Below are 15,319 nucleotides of genomic sequence, written 5' to 3'. Positions count from 1 at the left end.
CGGCCGACGCGAACGGAAGCAGAGCGCCGCTCACCGACCGATCGCGGCGATCGCGCGGTCTGCGGCATCCCGCGCCCACCGCTCCGCCTCGGCGAGACTGTCGCGGTCGACGACATTCGGCGCCTCGTGTGCATCGACGACCCGCTCGATCGTGTCGACGATGCCCAAGAACGGCAGCCGCCCCTCGTGGAACGCATTAACGGCCTGCTCGTTCGCGGCGTTGAACACCGCCGGATAGGTGCCGCCGGCGCGTCCCACGCGCCCCGCCAGCGCGACGGCCGGAAAGGCCTCGGCGTCGAGGGGTTCGAATGACCACGTGGATGCCGCGGTCCAGTCCAGCGGCCGGCCGACACCGCCCACGCGGTGCGGCCAGTCCAGCCCGAGCGAGATCGGCAGCCGCATGTCGGGCGGCGAGGCCTGCGCTATCGTCGACCCGTCGACGAACTCGACCATCGAGTGGACGACCGACTGCGGGTGCACGACCACGTCGATGCGCTCGTAGGGCACGTCGAACAGCAGGTGCGCCTCGATCACCTCGAGCCCCTTGTTCACGAGGGTCGCGGAGTTCGTTGTGACGACCCGGCCCATGTTCCAGGTGGGGTGCGCCAGCGCCTGCGCGGGCGTCACCGCGGCGAGCTGGTCCGGGGTCCGTCCGCGGAACGGGCCGCCCGACGCGGTGAGCACGAGGCGCCGCACCTCCGCGTGGGTGCCGGCGCGCAGCGCCTGCGCGATCGCGGAGTGCTCGGAATCGACGGGCACGATCTGCCCGGGCTCGGCCAGGTCGGTGACGAGCCGGCCGCCCACGATGAGCGACTCCTTGTTGGCGAGCGCCAGGGTCCGCCCCGCCTCCAGCGCGGCGAGGGTGGGACCGAGCCCTACCGACCCGGTGATCCCGTTGAGGACCACGTCGGCATCCACATCGCGCACCAGCTGCTCGGCCTCGGCTGCGCCCAGCGCAGTGTGCTCGACGCCGAACTGAGCGGCCTGGGCAGCCACGGCATCCCGATTCGTCCCCGCTGCCAACCCCACGACCTCGAATCGTCGCGGATTCGCGCGGATGACATCGAGCGCCTGCGTGCCGATGGAGCCGGTGGAGCCGAGGATCACGACGCGACGCATTCCCTCACTCTAGGGCCGGCGCACCCGATACACTCGCGGAAGCGAGAGGGGTCGAATGCCAGCACCTGCCGTCAGCGTCGTTGTGCCCGTGTACAACCCCGGTCCTTTCATCCGACCGCTGCTCGACTGCCTCGACGCGCAGGCCCCGGTGGACGATGGCTTCGAAGCGGTGCTCGTCGACGACGGCTGCACCGACGGGACGGCCACGATGCTCGACCGCTGGTGCGCGGCGCGCGGCTGGGCCCGCGTCATCCACCAGCCCAACTCGGGGTGGCCGAGCAGGCCGCGCAACGTCGGAATCGGCGTCGCCCGCGGCGAGTTCGTGTTCCTCGTCGATCAGGACGACCGGCTCACCGACGACGCCCTCGCCCTCATGGTGAGGTTCGCGCGTGCGAACGACAGCGATGTGATCCTGGGACGCATGGTGAGCCTGGGCCGCAAGGTGCCCACCCGCTTGTTCGCGCACACCGTCGCCGATGCCCGGCCGCCGAAGGTTCCGCTGCAAGACAGCATGACGCCCCACGCCATGTTCCGCCGCGCGTTCCTCGATGAGCACGGCCTGCGATTCGACGAGCGGGCCCGTCGTTTGGAAGATCATCTCTTCCTCACCGCGGCATACACCCGCGCGCGGCATGTGTCGGTCTACGCCGACCGCCCGGTCTACCTCCACGTCGCGCGGTGGGACGGCGGCGGCGCCGGCTATGTCTCCTATGATCCGCACGTCTACTACCGCGATCTGGGCCGTGCGATCCGGATGATGCTCGACGCCGTCGGGCCCGGGGCGGAGCGCAATGCATATCTGGGCCGCTGGGTGCGTCGCGAACTTGTCGGCAGGCTCTCGTCGGATGCCGTGCGGTGGCTGCCCCGCGACCGCCGGGACGCCTTCTTCCAGGAGGTCGCCGACACGCTGCGCACGACGCTGCCCGAGGGCGCGCTGCGCCGGCTGCCGGCAGTGTGGCGATGGCCCGCGGCGCTGGCGCTGGAGGCGAGTCCCGACGAGTTCCTGCGCGCCGAGGACCGGCTCGCGACATCGCTTCGCACCGAGGTCGCGGGGCTGACCGCCGAGACGCTGTGGAAGCAGGATGTCGCACCCGAGACCCTCGCGCGGGCACGCGCGCATTTGGCCCCCGACGAAAAGCCGCCGGTGTCGCGCGCGCTCGCGAGCCGCGGGCGAGCGCTGCGACGGCGCTCCGAACTGGCGGCGCTGCGCCTGCTCGCCCGCACGGGTCTGCACCACCGGCTGGTGGCATGGGGCCGAACCCCGGTCGTGCTCGCGCGTCAGGTGTGCGCCGTCATCGCTCCGGTCGCGGCGGTCGCGGCATCCCTCACGGCCTTCGCGGGAGCCGGGGCGGCCTCGGTCGTGCTGGTCACAGTGGCCGGCGTCGCGACGACCTTCCTGGCGCTGCGCTCGGGCAGAGGATGGCCGACCGCCTGCCGCCTGGCTCTGGCCCTGGTGCCGGCCGGCGTGCTGGCCGCGGGCTCGGGGCCCGGGATCGCCGCTGTGGCCGTCACCGCCGCTCTCATCGGCGCCGCATGGCTCGACGACCACCGCGGGCGCCGCTCCGACGTGCGCGTGCACGCCGGAGCCGCCTGGTGGCGCCGCCCGGGCCGGATCGCGATCACTGCCGGCGCGCTGGCGCTCGTCGAGATCGCGCTGACCGCGGCCCTCGTGTGAGCTACGAAGCCTTCTTCACGCCGATGATGTCGATCACGAAGACGAGCGTCTGACCGGTCAGGTCGCTGTCGTTGATCTCGCCCTTGCCGTAGGCCGACGACGGCGGCAGGACAGCGACGACCTGCGATCCGACGGTCTCGCCCTCGATCGCCTTGCTGAAGCCGTCGACGACTCCGGTGCCGACCTGCTGCACCGTGAACGGGGTGCCGCCCCAGCTCTTGTCGAAGGTCTTCTTGGTGTTCCACGAGACGCCGTAGTACTGCACGAGCACCGCGTCGCCCTTGGCGACCTTGGTGCCATCGCCCTTCTTCAGGGTCTCCTTCTCGAACGCCGTCGGCATGTCACCCGAGGGCAGGGTCACCGACGGGGTGCCGTCGGTGGCGAGCTTCACCGTCGGGAAGCCGGCCTTCGGCGTCTGCTCCGTACCCCACGCGGCCTGCGGAACGACCTTCAGTACGTCGAGCACGTCCACGGTCGAGGGGTAGTCCTCGTCGCCCGGCATCGTCGCGACGACGCGGCTGCCCACGGTCGCGCAGCCGAGCACCTGGCCCAGCGTGCTCGACGCGGAGACCTGCTGCGGCAGCAGGCTGCCCTCGCTCTGGCCGATAGCGCCATTCTTCTCGCCGGTCTCGGCGTTGTACTCGGTGAGCGCGAACTGGATGAAGTCGCCCGACTTGATCTTGTCGCCGTCGCCCTTGGTCACCACCGTGCTCTGCAACGCCGTCACGTCGAGCGGCTTGTCGAAGCTGACCTTCGCCTCGTCGCCGACCTTGCCGCTGACCTTCACCGCCGCAGAGGCCTTGCCCGACGCCACCTGGGCCGTGCACAGGTCGGGCGAGGTCGTGCTCGTGGGCGACCCCGACGCGTCGGGCTCGGACTGTGCCGAGCAGCCAGCGAGAGAGAGCGCCGCAACGACAGCAGCGACGGACAGAGCGATGATGGGGCGGGTGCGCACAGAAAACCTCGAGATGTCGGGGGCGGACTCTCCATCTTCGCCTACTTTCTCAAGACCAAGCTGAGAATCGGGATGCCGGGGGCCATGCCCGGTGGGGAATGGAAACGGCAGTACCCTCGATAGGTGACAGAACCGGAGACGACCGAACCCGACTCGCCGACACCTGCGTCGCCGGACCGCGTCCGTTTCGCCTACGCGCTCGGACGGTTCCTCCTGACCCCGCTGGCGCGCGTCCTGTACCGTCCGCACATCTTCGGACGTGAGAATGTGCCCCGCTCGGGTTCTGTCATCTTCGCGAGCAACCATCTGTCGTTCATCGATTCAGTGGCGATCCCGGTCGCGGCGCCGCGCAACGTCCGGTTCCTGGCGAAGGCCACATACTTCGAGGGCAAAGGTCTGGGCAACCGGCTCAGCGCGACCTTCTTCACCGCGCTGGGCGCCAGCCCGGTCCGTCGCGGAGCAGGGCAGGCCGCGCTGGACGCACTCGATCAGCAGAAGCAGCTGCTCGAACAGGGCGAGGCCATCGCGCTCTATCCCGAGGGCACGCGCTCGCTCGACGGCCGCCTGTACAAGGGGCGCACCGGCGTCGCCTTCCTGGCCCTGCAGACCGGCGCGCCCGTCGTGCCGGTCGGGCTGGTCGGCACCGACAAGATCATGCCGGTGGGGGCGAGGATGCCGCGGCTGACGCCGCGGGTGACGATCCGGTTCGGGCAGCCGCTCGACGTGAGCGCGCACGGTCCGGCGACCTCGGGGCGCGCGCGACGCCTGGCGACCGACGAGATCATGGAGGCGATCCACCAGCTCAGTGGCCAGGAGCTCGCCCACGCCTACAACGAGGTGCCCGCGCAGACGCCCATCGAGCGGATCAAGCAGGCTCTTCCGCACGAGCGACGCTGATCTGGGCAGGGTCGACGCGCACCGGGAAGTTCACCGAGTTCGCGATGAAGCACCACTCGTGCGCCTGATCGTGCGCGGTCGTGGCCGCATCGATCATGGATGCCGCGGCCACCGTCACCCGGGGACGCAGCACCACCTCGGTGAACGCTCCGCCGCCCTTGCCGTCCTCGGTCATCAGTCCGACGGCGTCGTCGGTGTAACCGGTGACGACGACCCCGACGCCGACGCAGGCGTGGAAGTACGAGAGCATGTGGCATTCGCTGAGCGCCGCGAGCAGCAGGTCTTCGGGATTCCACCGGGACGGGTCCCCGCGGAACGGCTTGTCGGCCGATGCCGGCAGGTCGGGCTTGCCCTCGCTGCGGAGCGTGACGAGCCGGTCGTAGTCGCGGTATCCGCTGGTGCCGGTGCCCCGATCGCCGGTCCATTCCGCCTGCACGCGGTAGTGATGTTCGCCGAGCATGGCACCAGTGTGACACGGGGGCGGCGGTAGGCTGGAGGACGTGTCGCAGACGTTCCCCGCAGCCGCCGCCGTGGAGCTCGCCGTCGTCGAGCGCAGCGGCTTCGTCGAGTCACGCCACGTCGGCACGGCCATCGTGCTCCGCCCCGACGGCGAGGTGCACAGCGAGTACGGCGACACGTCGGCGGCGATCCTGCCGCGCTCGAGTCTGAAGCCTCTGCAGGCGCTGGCCTGCGTCGCCGCGGGCGCCGATCTGAGTGGCCCGCACCTGGCCGTTGCCACCGCGAGTCACACCGGCACAGATCGACACGTCGGCCTCGTGCGCGATGTGCTCGAGATGGCGGGACTGGGCGAAGACGACCTGGGTTGCCCCGAAGCGTGGCCGCAGGACGGCGCGACCCGCGATGAGATGCTGCGCGACCACGGGCAGCCCGCGCGCATCCGCATGAACTGCTCCGGCAAGCATGCCGCCATGCTGCTGGCATGCCGGCGCACCGGCTGGCCGACCGACGGCTACCTCGATCCCGAGCACCCGCTGCAGGTGCAGATCCGCGAGCTGGTCGAGCGGATGACCGGCGCGCGGGTCGCGGCGACCGCCGTGGACGGGTGCGGAGCCCCGGTGCACGCGATCACCCTCGCGGGCCTCGCGCGGGCGATCCACCGCATCGGGACCTCCTCGTCGAGCTCGCCGTTCGCGCTGCACCGAAACGCCGGCGCGCTCGTGCAGGCCGTGCGCGAGAACCCGTGGGTGATCGCCGGTCCCGGGCAGCCCGACACCATCGCGATCGAACGCCTCGGGGTGTTCTCGAAAGGCGGCGCGGAGGGCGTGCACGTGATGAGCGCGCCCGACGGCACCACCGTGGCGCTGAAGATGCTCGACGGGTCCGGCCGTGCGACGGCCGCTGTCGCCCTGCGCCTTCTCGAACTGGCGGGGGCCCTCGCCCCCGCAGACGTGTCTGACGTCATGTCACAGCTACCGCTGGCCGTCACCGGCGGCGGACGAGACGTCGGCACGATCCGACCGGCGTTCTAGCGAACCCGCAGGACGCCTGTGCTCCAAAGGCGGAGCAGAAAGGAACGACATGCGCATCAGCGTGCCCACCGAGGTGAAGAACAACGAGTTCCGGGTGGCGTTGACGCCGGCCGGAGTGCACGATCTGGTGGCCGCGGGCCACGAGGTGTTCGTGCAACGAGGCGCCGGCGAGGGCTCGTCCATGCCCGATGAGGAATACACGCAGGCCGGCGCGACCCTGCTCGACGACGCCGGCGAGGTGTGGGATCGTGCGGAGCTGCTGCTCAAGGTCAAGGAACCGATTGCGAGCGAGTACGGGCACTTCCGCGATGACCTGGTGCTGTTCACCTACCTGCATCTGGCCGCGGATCGTCCGCTCACCGAACGGCTGCTCGCGGACGGCGTGACGGCCATCGCGTACGAGACGGTGCAACTGCCCAGTCGCAGCCTGCCGCTGCTGGCTCCGATGAGCGAGGTCGCGGGACGTCTGGCGCCGATGGTCGGGGCGCACACGCTGATGCGCTCTTCCGGCGGCCGCGGACTGCTGATGTCGGGCGTGCCCGGCACGCGCTCCGCACGGGTGACGGTGATCGGCGGCGGAGTCGCCGGTGCGAACTCCGCCGTGATCGCAGCCGGGATGGGCTCCGATGTCACGGTGTTCGACACGAACGTCGCGCGTCTTCGGCAGCTCGATGACCACTTCCAGGGCCGAATCAAGACCGCGGCATCCAACCCCCTCGACCTTGATCGCGCCGTCGTCGACAGCGACCTCGTGATCGGGTCGGTGCTCATTCCGGGGTCGAAGGCGCCCAAGCTCGTCACGAATGACATGGTCTCGCGCATGCGGCCGGGGTCGGTGCTCGTCGACATCGCCGTCGATCAGGGCGGATGCTTCGCCGACACGCACCCGACCACGCATGACGACCCGACGTTCGCGGTGCACGACACGGTTTTCTACTGCGTCGCCAATATGCCCGGTGCCGTGCCGAATACGTCGACGTCGGCGCTGACCAACGCGACGCTGCCGTACATCCGGCAGGTGGCGGCGCACGGCTGGCGTGAGGCAATGCGTGCTGACAGCGCACTGGCGGCCGGTCTCAACACCCTTGGCGGGCGGGTGACGAACGCCGGGGTGGCCACCGCGCACGACCTCGATCTGGCGCCGGTCTCCGAGGCGCTCGGCTGATCATCCCGATGACCCCACGACGACGCGGGTGGCGACGCCCGCGTCGTCGATGCGCCACGCTCGCCCGCGCCCGGGCCGGCAGTACGGAAGCAGTGCACGGTCTCCGGTGAGCACGCGGTGGTCGGCGGCGGATGCCCCGTCTACCAGCAGCTCTCCCCGGGCGCGGATCATCTGCAGCAGCCGCCATGCACGCTGCCACTGCTCGCCGTCTCCCATGACCACGCCCGCGAACCCGGCAGACGGGACGTCGGAACCGATCGTGTGCGTCGCCTCGTCGACGGTCAGCATTGTCGCGCCGCATGCCGCCGCGGCCTCAGCCACCCGGCGCTGCGCGGCACCGGCCGCCCCGATCGCCGCCGTCACGGTCGCGCATGGCACCCAGGCCGCTACGGGCACAGGCGCAGGCGCTGCCGCAACCCTGCCCGGCGCCTGCGCGAACTGGACCGCCCGGCCGCCGAGCACGCCGCGCCCCGGCGGCAGCCCGTCGCGCCAGTCGGCGGACACCCCGCCCGCCGCTGCGAAGTCAGCCCGGGTCGACATCGCGAGGATCGCTCGCTGCGGCAGCAGATCGGCCAGGCGCGCCACCGGACCGCTGACGCGCTGGGCGCTCAGCACAACCCGCCCCGCGCCCGGGCCGGCAGCGTGGACGAGACGTTCAAGGCACTCGAGGGCCTCGTGCGCATACTCGGGCGGGTACTGTGCGAGCAGCGCGTCGAGGTCGTCGACGAGCACGGTGCGCGCGCTGGCAGCTCCGTCCAGGGCCGTAAGCGCGTCCCACGCGGCCTCCGGATCTGCGCCGACCCACACGGGCCGCGCGCACTGGGCGGCCACCGCCGCGAGCACCGTCGTGCGCCCTGACCCGGCGCGGCCCACGACCGCCAGGCCCCGGCTGTCGAGCAGTACGGCCGACTGCCGCTGCCGCTCGGGCTCATCGGCCAGCCCGAGCATCACACCGTCGCCGCGCAGCTCGGTCAGCGCGATCCTCTCGGGCAGCGCGGGCAGCCACGGCCGCCGCGGAAGAGGACCGGACGCCGACGCTGCAGCCTCGGCCACCAGCTGGGGCGACGTCAGAGCCACGCGTACGCGCCGGGCGGCGCCATCCGCTCCCCGCCGCACGTAGGCGAGCCCCCGGTGCTCGGGAGCGCCGGGCAACCCGGCCGCCTCGGGGCCGCCCAGCAGAGCGCTGCTGTCAGCGGGGTCGGTGACCCGCAGACTGATGCGCAGCGGGCAGTTGGCGAGCAGTGCATCGCGGAACGTGCCGGCGGCCCGCTGCGTGCCCAGGATGAGGTGCATGCCCAGCGCCCGGCCGCGGGCCGCGATGTCGGTGAACAGCTCGACGAGGTCGGGATGCGCGGCGGTCAGAGCGGCGAACTCGTCGACGACGATGATCAGCCGCGGCAGGTCGGTGCCGGCGACATCGCGAGCGCCCGCGGCGACGATCGCGGCCTCTCGGCGGCGCAGCTCGGCACGCAGGCTCTCCAGCGCACGCGCGGCGCCGCCGGTGTCGAGGTCGGAGATCACTCCGGCCACGTGCGGCAGTCCCACCAGCGCATCGAAGGCGGTGCCACCCTTGAAATCCGCGAGCAGGAACGTCACGCGATCGGGTCCATGGCGCAGGCACAGAGCGGTGATCCACGTCGTGAGCAGCTCGCTCTTGCCCGAGCCGGTGATGCCGGCGACGACCGCGTGCGGGCCGTCGGCGACCAGGTCGAGGCGGTACGGGATGCCGCGGGCCGACCCGATCACGACGTCGAGGCCGTCGCCGTTCGCCGGCGTCCGATCCGCTATCTCGGCGAGGGCGACAGCACCGGCCTGTGCCCCGAACATCTCCTGTGCGCATCGGCGCAGCGCGTCGGCGAGCTGGCCGGCCTGGCCCGCGGAGATGCCTTCGACGCGCACCGGGGTGGTGCCGCCGTCGTAGGTGAGCAGTGCGCGCTCTGCCCCGGTCAGAGCCAGCACAGCCCCGCAGCGCGGCGGCGGCGGCGCGCCCGGCGCCGCCCGCACGAGCGCCGCGTCCCCGGGTTCGTCTGCGGCGAGCGCGATCGTCATCGGTGCGTCGCCGTCGACGTGTGGAAGGCGCCGCACCCATTCTTCGCCGCCGTCTGCGGATATGTGCATCCGGTCAGGCGGCAGCACCAGACACAACTGAAGGAGGAGCGCCCGATGCACCGCGCGCGCCAGCGGCGCAGGGCCGACCACGACGACGCCATCGCGCAGCGGCACGGTCACCGGCGCGTCGGCGACGACGGCAGCCGCGGCACGGATCGCGGCCGAGGCGGCATCGTCTCGCCCGCCCTCCACGCGCACGGTGCTCGGTCGCGGGCCACGTCCCACCACCAGCTGCTCGCCGCGGCCGGCGACCGGGCGCCACACCTCGTCGAGCGCGCCGAGCAGGTCGGGGGTGCGCGTCCACAACCGCACGCGTTCGGCCTCGTGACGCTCGGCGACAGCGGCGCCGACGCGGCGCCGCGTGCGCTCGGCGTCGCGTGCGGCGAGCCGGCGCTGCCGCCGTGCGGCGCGCACGCCGTCGGCCACCGTCGCCACGGCGATGAGCGGCCCGAGTGCGGCGAACCACAGCATCGTCACCGTACCGGTCGCCAGCCACAACCCCACTCCAGCCAGCACGGGCACCGCCGAGGCTATGAGAGGCAGCGGGCTGCGCCGGGCGGCCGGTGCAGGATCGGGCAGCCGGAGAACGTCGTCGATGACATCGGTCATGCCGTCCAGTCAAGCGCGCTGCGCACCGCCGCAGAGGGCTCGTCCGCCGATCTGTGGAGAAGCGGCTGTCAGTCCTCGTCTGGGGAGGAACCGGTGTAACGGTCGCCGCTGGCCGCCACGTTCACGACGATGACCGAGATGTTGTCGCGGCCGCCGTTCTCAAGCGCGGCATCCATCATCTCCGACACGGCCTCGCCGGGATCGGCGTGCTCGGAGAGGAAGTGCTGGATGCCGTAGTCGGTGAGCTCCTTGGTCAGCCCGTCGGAGCAGACGACGAACCGATCGCCGTCGACGAGGTCGAGCCGCACGTAGTCGGGCTTGACGCTGTCGCTGGGCCCGACAGCACGGGTGATGACGTTGCCGTACGGGTGATTCTCGGCCTCTTCGGGGCTCAGCCGGCCCGCGGCGATGAGCTCTTGCACGACGGAGTGGTCGGTCGTGATCTGCACGATCTGCCCGTCACGGACCAGGTACACGCGCGAGTCGCCGATGTTCAGCGTCACCCAGTGCGGGTCGGATGCTGCCGCGTCGAAGTAGAAGCCGGTGACCGTCGTCCCGGTGCCGTCGTCGGTCGCCTCGGGGTGCGCGGCGATGTCTTTCACCGCCCGGCTGAGCGCCTTCTCGAGCGCCTTGGGCGTGACCGCCCCCGATTCTGCGACCGGGCGCAGCCGGTCGATGGCGCTCGTCGAGGCGATCTCACCGCCGATGTGCCCGCCCATGCCGTCGGCGACGACGAACAGCGGGAACTCGGCGAGCACCGCGTCTTGATTCACCTCACGCCGTCTGCCGACGTCGGTTGCGGCGGCCCAGGAGACCTCGAGCCTTCCGTCGGCCAGCGTGACCGTGTGTTCTCGTGTGCGCACGTCGGGCACGCCGGATCCTTCCTGGCTGGCAAGGCGCCGCCGGTCGACGACGTTCTCACATACTAATTGACGGCTTCGACGCCCGTGTCCAACACCGGAGCCTCGAACTGCGCGTTGTACAGGCGCCAGTACGCGCCGCGCGCGGCCAGCAGCTCATCATGAGCGCCCTGCTCGACGATGTGCCCGTCCTCCATCACGAGGATGAGGTCGGCGTCGCGGATCGTCGACAGCCGGTGCGCGATCACGAACGAGGTGCGGTCGACACGCAGGTTCGACATCGCCCGCTGGATCAGCAGCTCGGTGCGGGTGTCGACCGAGCTGGTGGCCTCGTCGAGGATGAGAATGCGCGGGTCGGCCAGGAACGCCCGGGCGATCGTGACCAGCTGCCGCTCCTCCACCGAGAGGTTCGTGGCCTCGTCGTCGAGCATCGTGTCGTACCCGTCGGGCAGTGCGTGCACGAAGCGGTCCACGTAGGCGGCGGTCGCGGCATCCACGATCTCATCCTCGGTGGCATCCGGGCGGCCGTAGGCGATGTTCTCGCGGATCGTGCCGGCGAACAGCCACGTGTCCTGCAGCACCATGCCGGTGCGTGCGCGCAGGTCCGCTCGCGTCATCGTGCGGGTGTCGACGCCGTCGAGCGTGATGCGGCCGCTGTCGACGTCGTAGAAGCGCATGATGAGGTTCACGAGCGTCGTCTTGCCGGCGCCGGTCGGGCCCACGATCGCCACCGTGCTGCCGGGGCTGGCCGACAGCGACAGCTCAGAGATGAGCGGCTTGTCGGGCAGGTACTGGAACGCGACGTCGTCGAACGCGAGATGGCTCGCATCGGCGGGGACCGCGGCCCCCGGGTCGGCGTCGGGGGTCTCTTCGGGCTCGTCGAGCAGCTCGAACACCCGCTCGGCGCTGGCCACGCCCGACTGCAGCAGATTCGCCATCGAGCCCAGCTGGCTCAGCGGCTGAGTGAACTGACGCGAGTACTGGATGAACGCCTGCACGTCACCGACCGAGATGAGGCCGCTGGCGATACGGATGCCGCCGACCACCGCGATGGCGACGTAGACGAGGTTTCCGACGAACATCATCGCGGGCATGATGACACCCGAGACGAACTGGGCGCCGAAGCTGGCCCGGTACACCGCGTCGTTCTCGGCGCGGAAGCCGGATTCGACCTCGCGCTGGTGGCCGAAGACCTTGACGATGGCGTGGCCGGAGTACGTCTCCTCGACGCGCGCGTTGAGTACCCCGGTGGCCGCCCACTGCGCGATGAACAGCTTCTGCGAGCGCCGGGCGACCAGCACCGTCACGAGGATCGTGATCGGGATCGCGACCAGGGCGATGATCGCGAGCACCCACGAGATCGAGAACATCATCACCAGCACACCGACCACGGTCAGCAGCGAGATCACCACCTGCGACATGCTCTGCTGCAGCGTCTGACCGATGTTGTCGACGTCGTTGGTCACGCGGCTGAGCAGTTCGCCGCGCTGCATGCGGTCGTAGTACGACAGGGGCAGCTTGTGCACCTTCTCCTCGATCATCATGCGGATGCGGTGCATGGCCCGCTGCACGACGATGTTGAGGATGCGGCCCTGCAGCCACATGAAGACCGCGGAGATCAGGTAGATCGCCAGCACCGATCCGATGATGACGCCCAGCCGACCGAAGTCGATGCCGGCTCCGGGCGTGAAGTCGACGGTGCGCAGCATGTCGGCGACCTGGCCCTGACCGCTCGCCTGCAGCTGATCGATGATCTGCGCCTTCGTGACGCCCGCGGGGACGTCCTTGAACTGCATCGAGATGAAGCCGGCGACCACGACGTTGGTGGCCTGACCGAGCAGCTTCGGACCGACGACGTTGAGGGCGACGCTGACCGCGCCCATCAGCACGACGAAGATCAGCGAGAGCGCGTCGGGACGCAGCATCCCGAGCAGCCGCTTCGCGCTGGGGCCGAAGTTCTGCGCCTTCTGGACGGGTGCGCCCATGCCGGCGCCGGGGCCGCGGCCCGGTCCGCCGGGGCCGCGCCGCGGGGCCGTCTGGGTCTGCGTGGTCTTGGTGTCGCTCATCACGCCTCCTGCGCCGTCAGCTGCGATTCGACGATCTCGCGGTAGGTCTCGCATGTCTCGACGAGGTCGTCATGCGCGCCCACGCCGACGATGCGGCCGTGGTCGATCACGATGATCTGATCGGCATGCTGGATGCTGCTGACCCGCTGCGCGACGACGATCCGGGTCGCCTCGGGCAGGCGCTCGTCGAGCGCGTGCCGCAGCGCGGCGTCGGTCGACAGGTCGAGGGCCGAGAACGAGTCGTCGAAGACGTACACGGCCGGTTTGTGGACGATCGCCCGCGCTATCGACAGGCGCTGGCGCTGACCGCCCGAGACGTTCGTGCCGCCCTGGGCGATCGGAGCATCCAGCCGCATCTCTTCGACGAAGCCCTTGGCCTGGGCGATCTCGAGCGCGTCCCACAGCTCGTCGTCGGTCGCACTCTCGTCGCCGTAGCGGAGGTTGGATGCCACGGTCCCGGAGAAGAGGAACGCCCGCTGCTGCACCAGCCCGATGCGCTTCCAGAGCACGTCGGGGTCGTAGTCGCGCACATCGACGCCGTCAAGCAGCACCCGGCCGCCGGTCACGTCGAACAAGCGCGGCAGCAGGCCCACGAGCGTGGTCTTGCCCGAGCCGGTCGAGCCGATGATAGCGGTCGTGGTGCCGGGTTCGACGGTGAAGCTCACGTCGGTGACCACCGCGTCTTCAGCACCCGGGTAGGTGAAGTCGACGTGATCGAACTCGACACGGCCCATCGGCGCCGGCGGCGCGGCGAGCTCTGCGCGCGCGGCCACCGATGGCTCGGTCTGCAGCACGTCGCCGATGCGGCCGGCGCAGACCGCAGCGCGCGGGATCATCACGAACATGAACGTGGCCATCATGACGCCCATGAGGATCTGCATCATGTAGGTGAGGAACGCGAACAGCGTGCCGATCTGCGCATTGCCGTCCTGCACCTGGAACGCGCCGAACCAGATGACGGCGGCGCTCGAGACGTTCAGCACGACCGTGACGGCGGGGAACATGATGGCCATCAGGTTGCCGGCGCGCACGGCCGACTCCATGACGTCTTCGCTCGCGCGGGTGAAGCGCGCGTGCTCCTGCGGTTCGCGCACGAACGCGCGCACGACGCGGATGCCGGTCAGCTGCTCGCGCATGATCTGGTTGACGCGGTCGATGCGCTTCTGCATGGCGCGGAATGCCGGCACCATGCGCACGACGATGAGCGAGACGATGATCAGCAGCACCGGCACCGACACCGCCATGAGCCATGACAGCCCGACATCCTGCCGGATCGCGAAGATGACACCGCCGATGGCCAGAATCGGCGCCGACACCATCATGGTCGCCGACATCTGCACGAGCATCTGCACCTGCTGCACATCGTTCGTGTTGCGGGTGATCAGCGAAGGGGCGCCGAACTGACCCACCTCGCGCTGCGAGAACTGCACGACGCGATGGAACAGGTCGCCACGGATGTCGCGGCCCATGCCCATCGCCAGGCGCGAGCCGAAGTACACGGCGACGATCGTGCAGATGATCTGGCCGAGGCTGATCACGAGCATGAGACCGCCGGTGCGCCAGATGAAGTCGACGTCGCCCTTGAGAACGCCGTCGTCGATGATGTCGGCCTGCAGCGTCGGAAGCCACAGCGACGCCAGCGACTGCGCGATCTGGAAGATGAGCACGCCGATGATCAGCGGCCATCCGCGGCGCAGATAATGAGCCAGAAGTCTGCCCAGCATGGTCTAGTCCTCTCCGCGGGGTCGGCCCGCGATGCCGTACAGGATGAAGTGGACGAGCTCGTCGTCGGACAGTCCGGCGTCGTTGGCGAGCCCGGCGGCGTTGGCCGCCATGCCCGCGATGCGCACGATGGGTCCGAGCCGGTCGGGCGGGATGGTCAGCTCGTCGGCATTCGGTGCGAAGATCGCCGCCACCCCGGTGCGGTAGGCGTCGTCGCGCGGACCTTTGAAGAAGGAGGGAATCTCTTCGCGGTCCACGAGCGAGAGCATCCGCATCATGTTCCGCATCCACATGCGGGTGCCGCGCACGAGGGCGACGATCTTCTCTTCCAGCGGAAGCGAAGGATCGACCATCCCCTCCTCCATCCGCGCACGCGACTGCGCGAAGAACGTCTCGACGGCGGCGCGCTTGAGCGCTTCTTTGTCGCCGAAGGCCCGGAAGATCGTGCCCTCGGCGATGCCGAGCTCTTCGGCCAGTTGCCGGGTGGTCAGCCCCGCGCCGTGTTCGAGGAACAGCGGTACCGCCTGCTCGGCGATCATGGACCGCCGGTCTTCGGGCGCCATCGGTTCGGCACGGGTGGATGTCACGGATTCGAGTGTAGTGAGTGAGCACTCACTCCGCACCTACGAAGATGTGCGCCCTGAGCGAACTC

The 15,319-nt window shown here is 70.3% G+C and carries 12 protein-coding genes; 4 read left to right on the top strand and 8 right to left on the bottom strand.

The annotated features are described in order from the left end of the window. Positions 1–30: 30 nt before the first annotated feature. Positions 31–1,119 (bottom strand): 1-deoxy-D-xylulose-5-phosphate reductoisomerase, encoded by a 1,089-nt coding sequence (dxr, locus tag PU630_RS05040; RefSeq protein WP_275279272.1) that lies wholly within the window; start codon positions 1,117–1,119, stop codon positions 31–33. Positions 1,120–1,174: 55 nt separating this feature from the next. On the opposite strand from dxr, the gene PU630_RS05035 reads away from it, so the two are divergent. Then, a complete protein-coding gene (locus PU630_RS05035; RefSeq protein WP_275279271.1) occupies positions 1,175–2,794 on the top strand; it encodes a glycosyltransferase family A protein in 1,620 nt (539 codons plus the stop codon). Position 2,795: 1 nt separating this feature from the next. On the opposite strand, the gene PU630_RS05030 is transcribed toward PU630_RS05035, so the two are convergent. Further along, on the bottom strand, positions 2,796–3,749 hold the full coding sequence (locus PU630_RS05030; RefSeq protein WP_275279270.1) for an FKBP-type peptidyl-prolyl cis-trans isomerase: 954 nt from the start codon (positions 3,747–3,749) through the stop codon (positions 2,796–2,798). Positions 3,750–3,872: 123 nt separating this feature from the next. Between PU630_RS05030 and PU630_RS05025 the strand changes: the two genes are divergently transcribed. Further along, the gene (locus PU630_RS05025) at positions 3,873–4,646 is read left to right on the top strand and encodes a lysophospholipid acyltransferase family protein (RefSeq protein ID WP_428981984.1); all 774 of its coding nucleotides are present in this window, start codon (positions 3,873–3,875) and stop codon (positions 4,644–4,646) included. Here the strand turns inward: PU630_RS05025 and PU630_RS05020 are convergent. Continuing rightward, positions 4,615–5,106: an OsmC family protein gene (locus PU630_RS05020; protein WP_275279269.1), complete on the bottom strand. Its 492-nt coding sequence runs from the start codon at positions 5,104–5,106 to the stop codon at positions 4,615–4,617. The two genes, PU630_RS05025 and PU630_RS05020, sit on opposite strands and share 32 nt — an antisense overlap. A 40-nt stretch (positions 5,107–5,146) precedes the next feature. Between PU630_RS05020 and PU630_RS05015 the strand changes: the two genes are divergently transcribed. Together PU630_RS05015 and ald are read left to right on the top strand one after the other, a co-directional pair. After that, positions 5,147–6,136: an asparaginase gene (locus tag PU630_RS05015; protein ID WP_275279268.1), complete on the top strand. Its 990-nt coding sequence runs from the start codon at positions 5,147–5,149 to the stop codon at positions 6,134–6,136. Positions 6,137–6,185: 49 nt separating this feature from the next. Then, complete coding sequence (ald, locus tag PU630_RS05010) at positions 6,186–7,301, top strand: alanine dehydrogenase (protein WP_275279267.1); 1,116 nt, start codon at positions 6,186–6,188, stop codon at positions 7,299–7,301. Here the strand turns inward: ald and PU630_RS05005 are convergent, their stop codons facing one another. The 5 genes from PU630_RS05005 to PU630_RS04985 all read right to left on the bottom strand — a co-directional run bounded on the left by PU630_RS05005 (position 7,302) and on the right by PU630_RS04985 (position 15,254). After that, entirely contained in the window at positions 7,302–10,019 is a 2,718-nt protein-coding gene (locus tag PU630_RS05005) for an FtsK/SpoIIIE domain-containing protein (RefSeq protein ID WP_275279266.1), read from the bottom strand. A 68-nt stretch (positions 10,020–10,087) separates the two neighbouring features. After that, on the bottom strand, positions 10,088–10,891 hold the full coding sequence (locus PU630_RS05000) for a PP2C family protein-serine/threonine phosphatase (RefSeq protein WP_275279264.1): 804 nt from the start codon (positions 10,889–10,891) through the stop codon (positions 10,088–10,090). Between the two features lie 53 nt (positions 10,892–10,944). Next, positions 10,945–12,945, bottom strand: coding sequence for an ABC transporter ATP-binding protein (locus PU630_RS04995; RefSeq protein WP_275279263.1), 2,001 nt, complete (start codon positions 12,943–12,945; stop codon positions 10,945–10,947). Next, positions 12,945–14,669 (bottom strand): ABC transporter ATP-binding protein, encoded by a 1,725-nt coding sequence (locus PU630_RS04990; RefSeq protein WP_275279262.1) that lies wholly within the window; start codon positions 14,667–14,669, stop codon positions 12,945–12,947. Before PU630_RS04990 ends, PU630_RS04995 begins: the two co-directional genes overlap by 1 nt. 3 nt (positions 14,670–14,672) lie before the next feature. Further along, the gene (locus PU630_RS04985; RefSeq protein WP_275279261.1) at positions 14,673–15,254 is read right to left on the bottom strand and encodes a TetR/AcrR family transcriptional regulator; all 582 of its coding nucleotides are present in this window, start codon (positions 15,252–15,254) and stop codon (positions 14,673–14,675) included. Positions 15,255–15,319 lie beyond the last annotated feature (65 nt).

It is taken from the genome of Microbacterium horticulturae (assembly GCF_029094505.1).
Taxonomy (GTDB): domain Bacteria; phylum Actinomycetota; class Actinomycetes; order Actinomycetales; family Microbacteriaceae; genus Microbacterium; species Microbacterium horticulturae.
The sequence above is the reverse complement of the archived record's forward strand: the minus strand, read 5'-3'. Positions and strand labels throughout refer to the sequence as shown.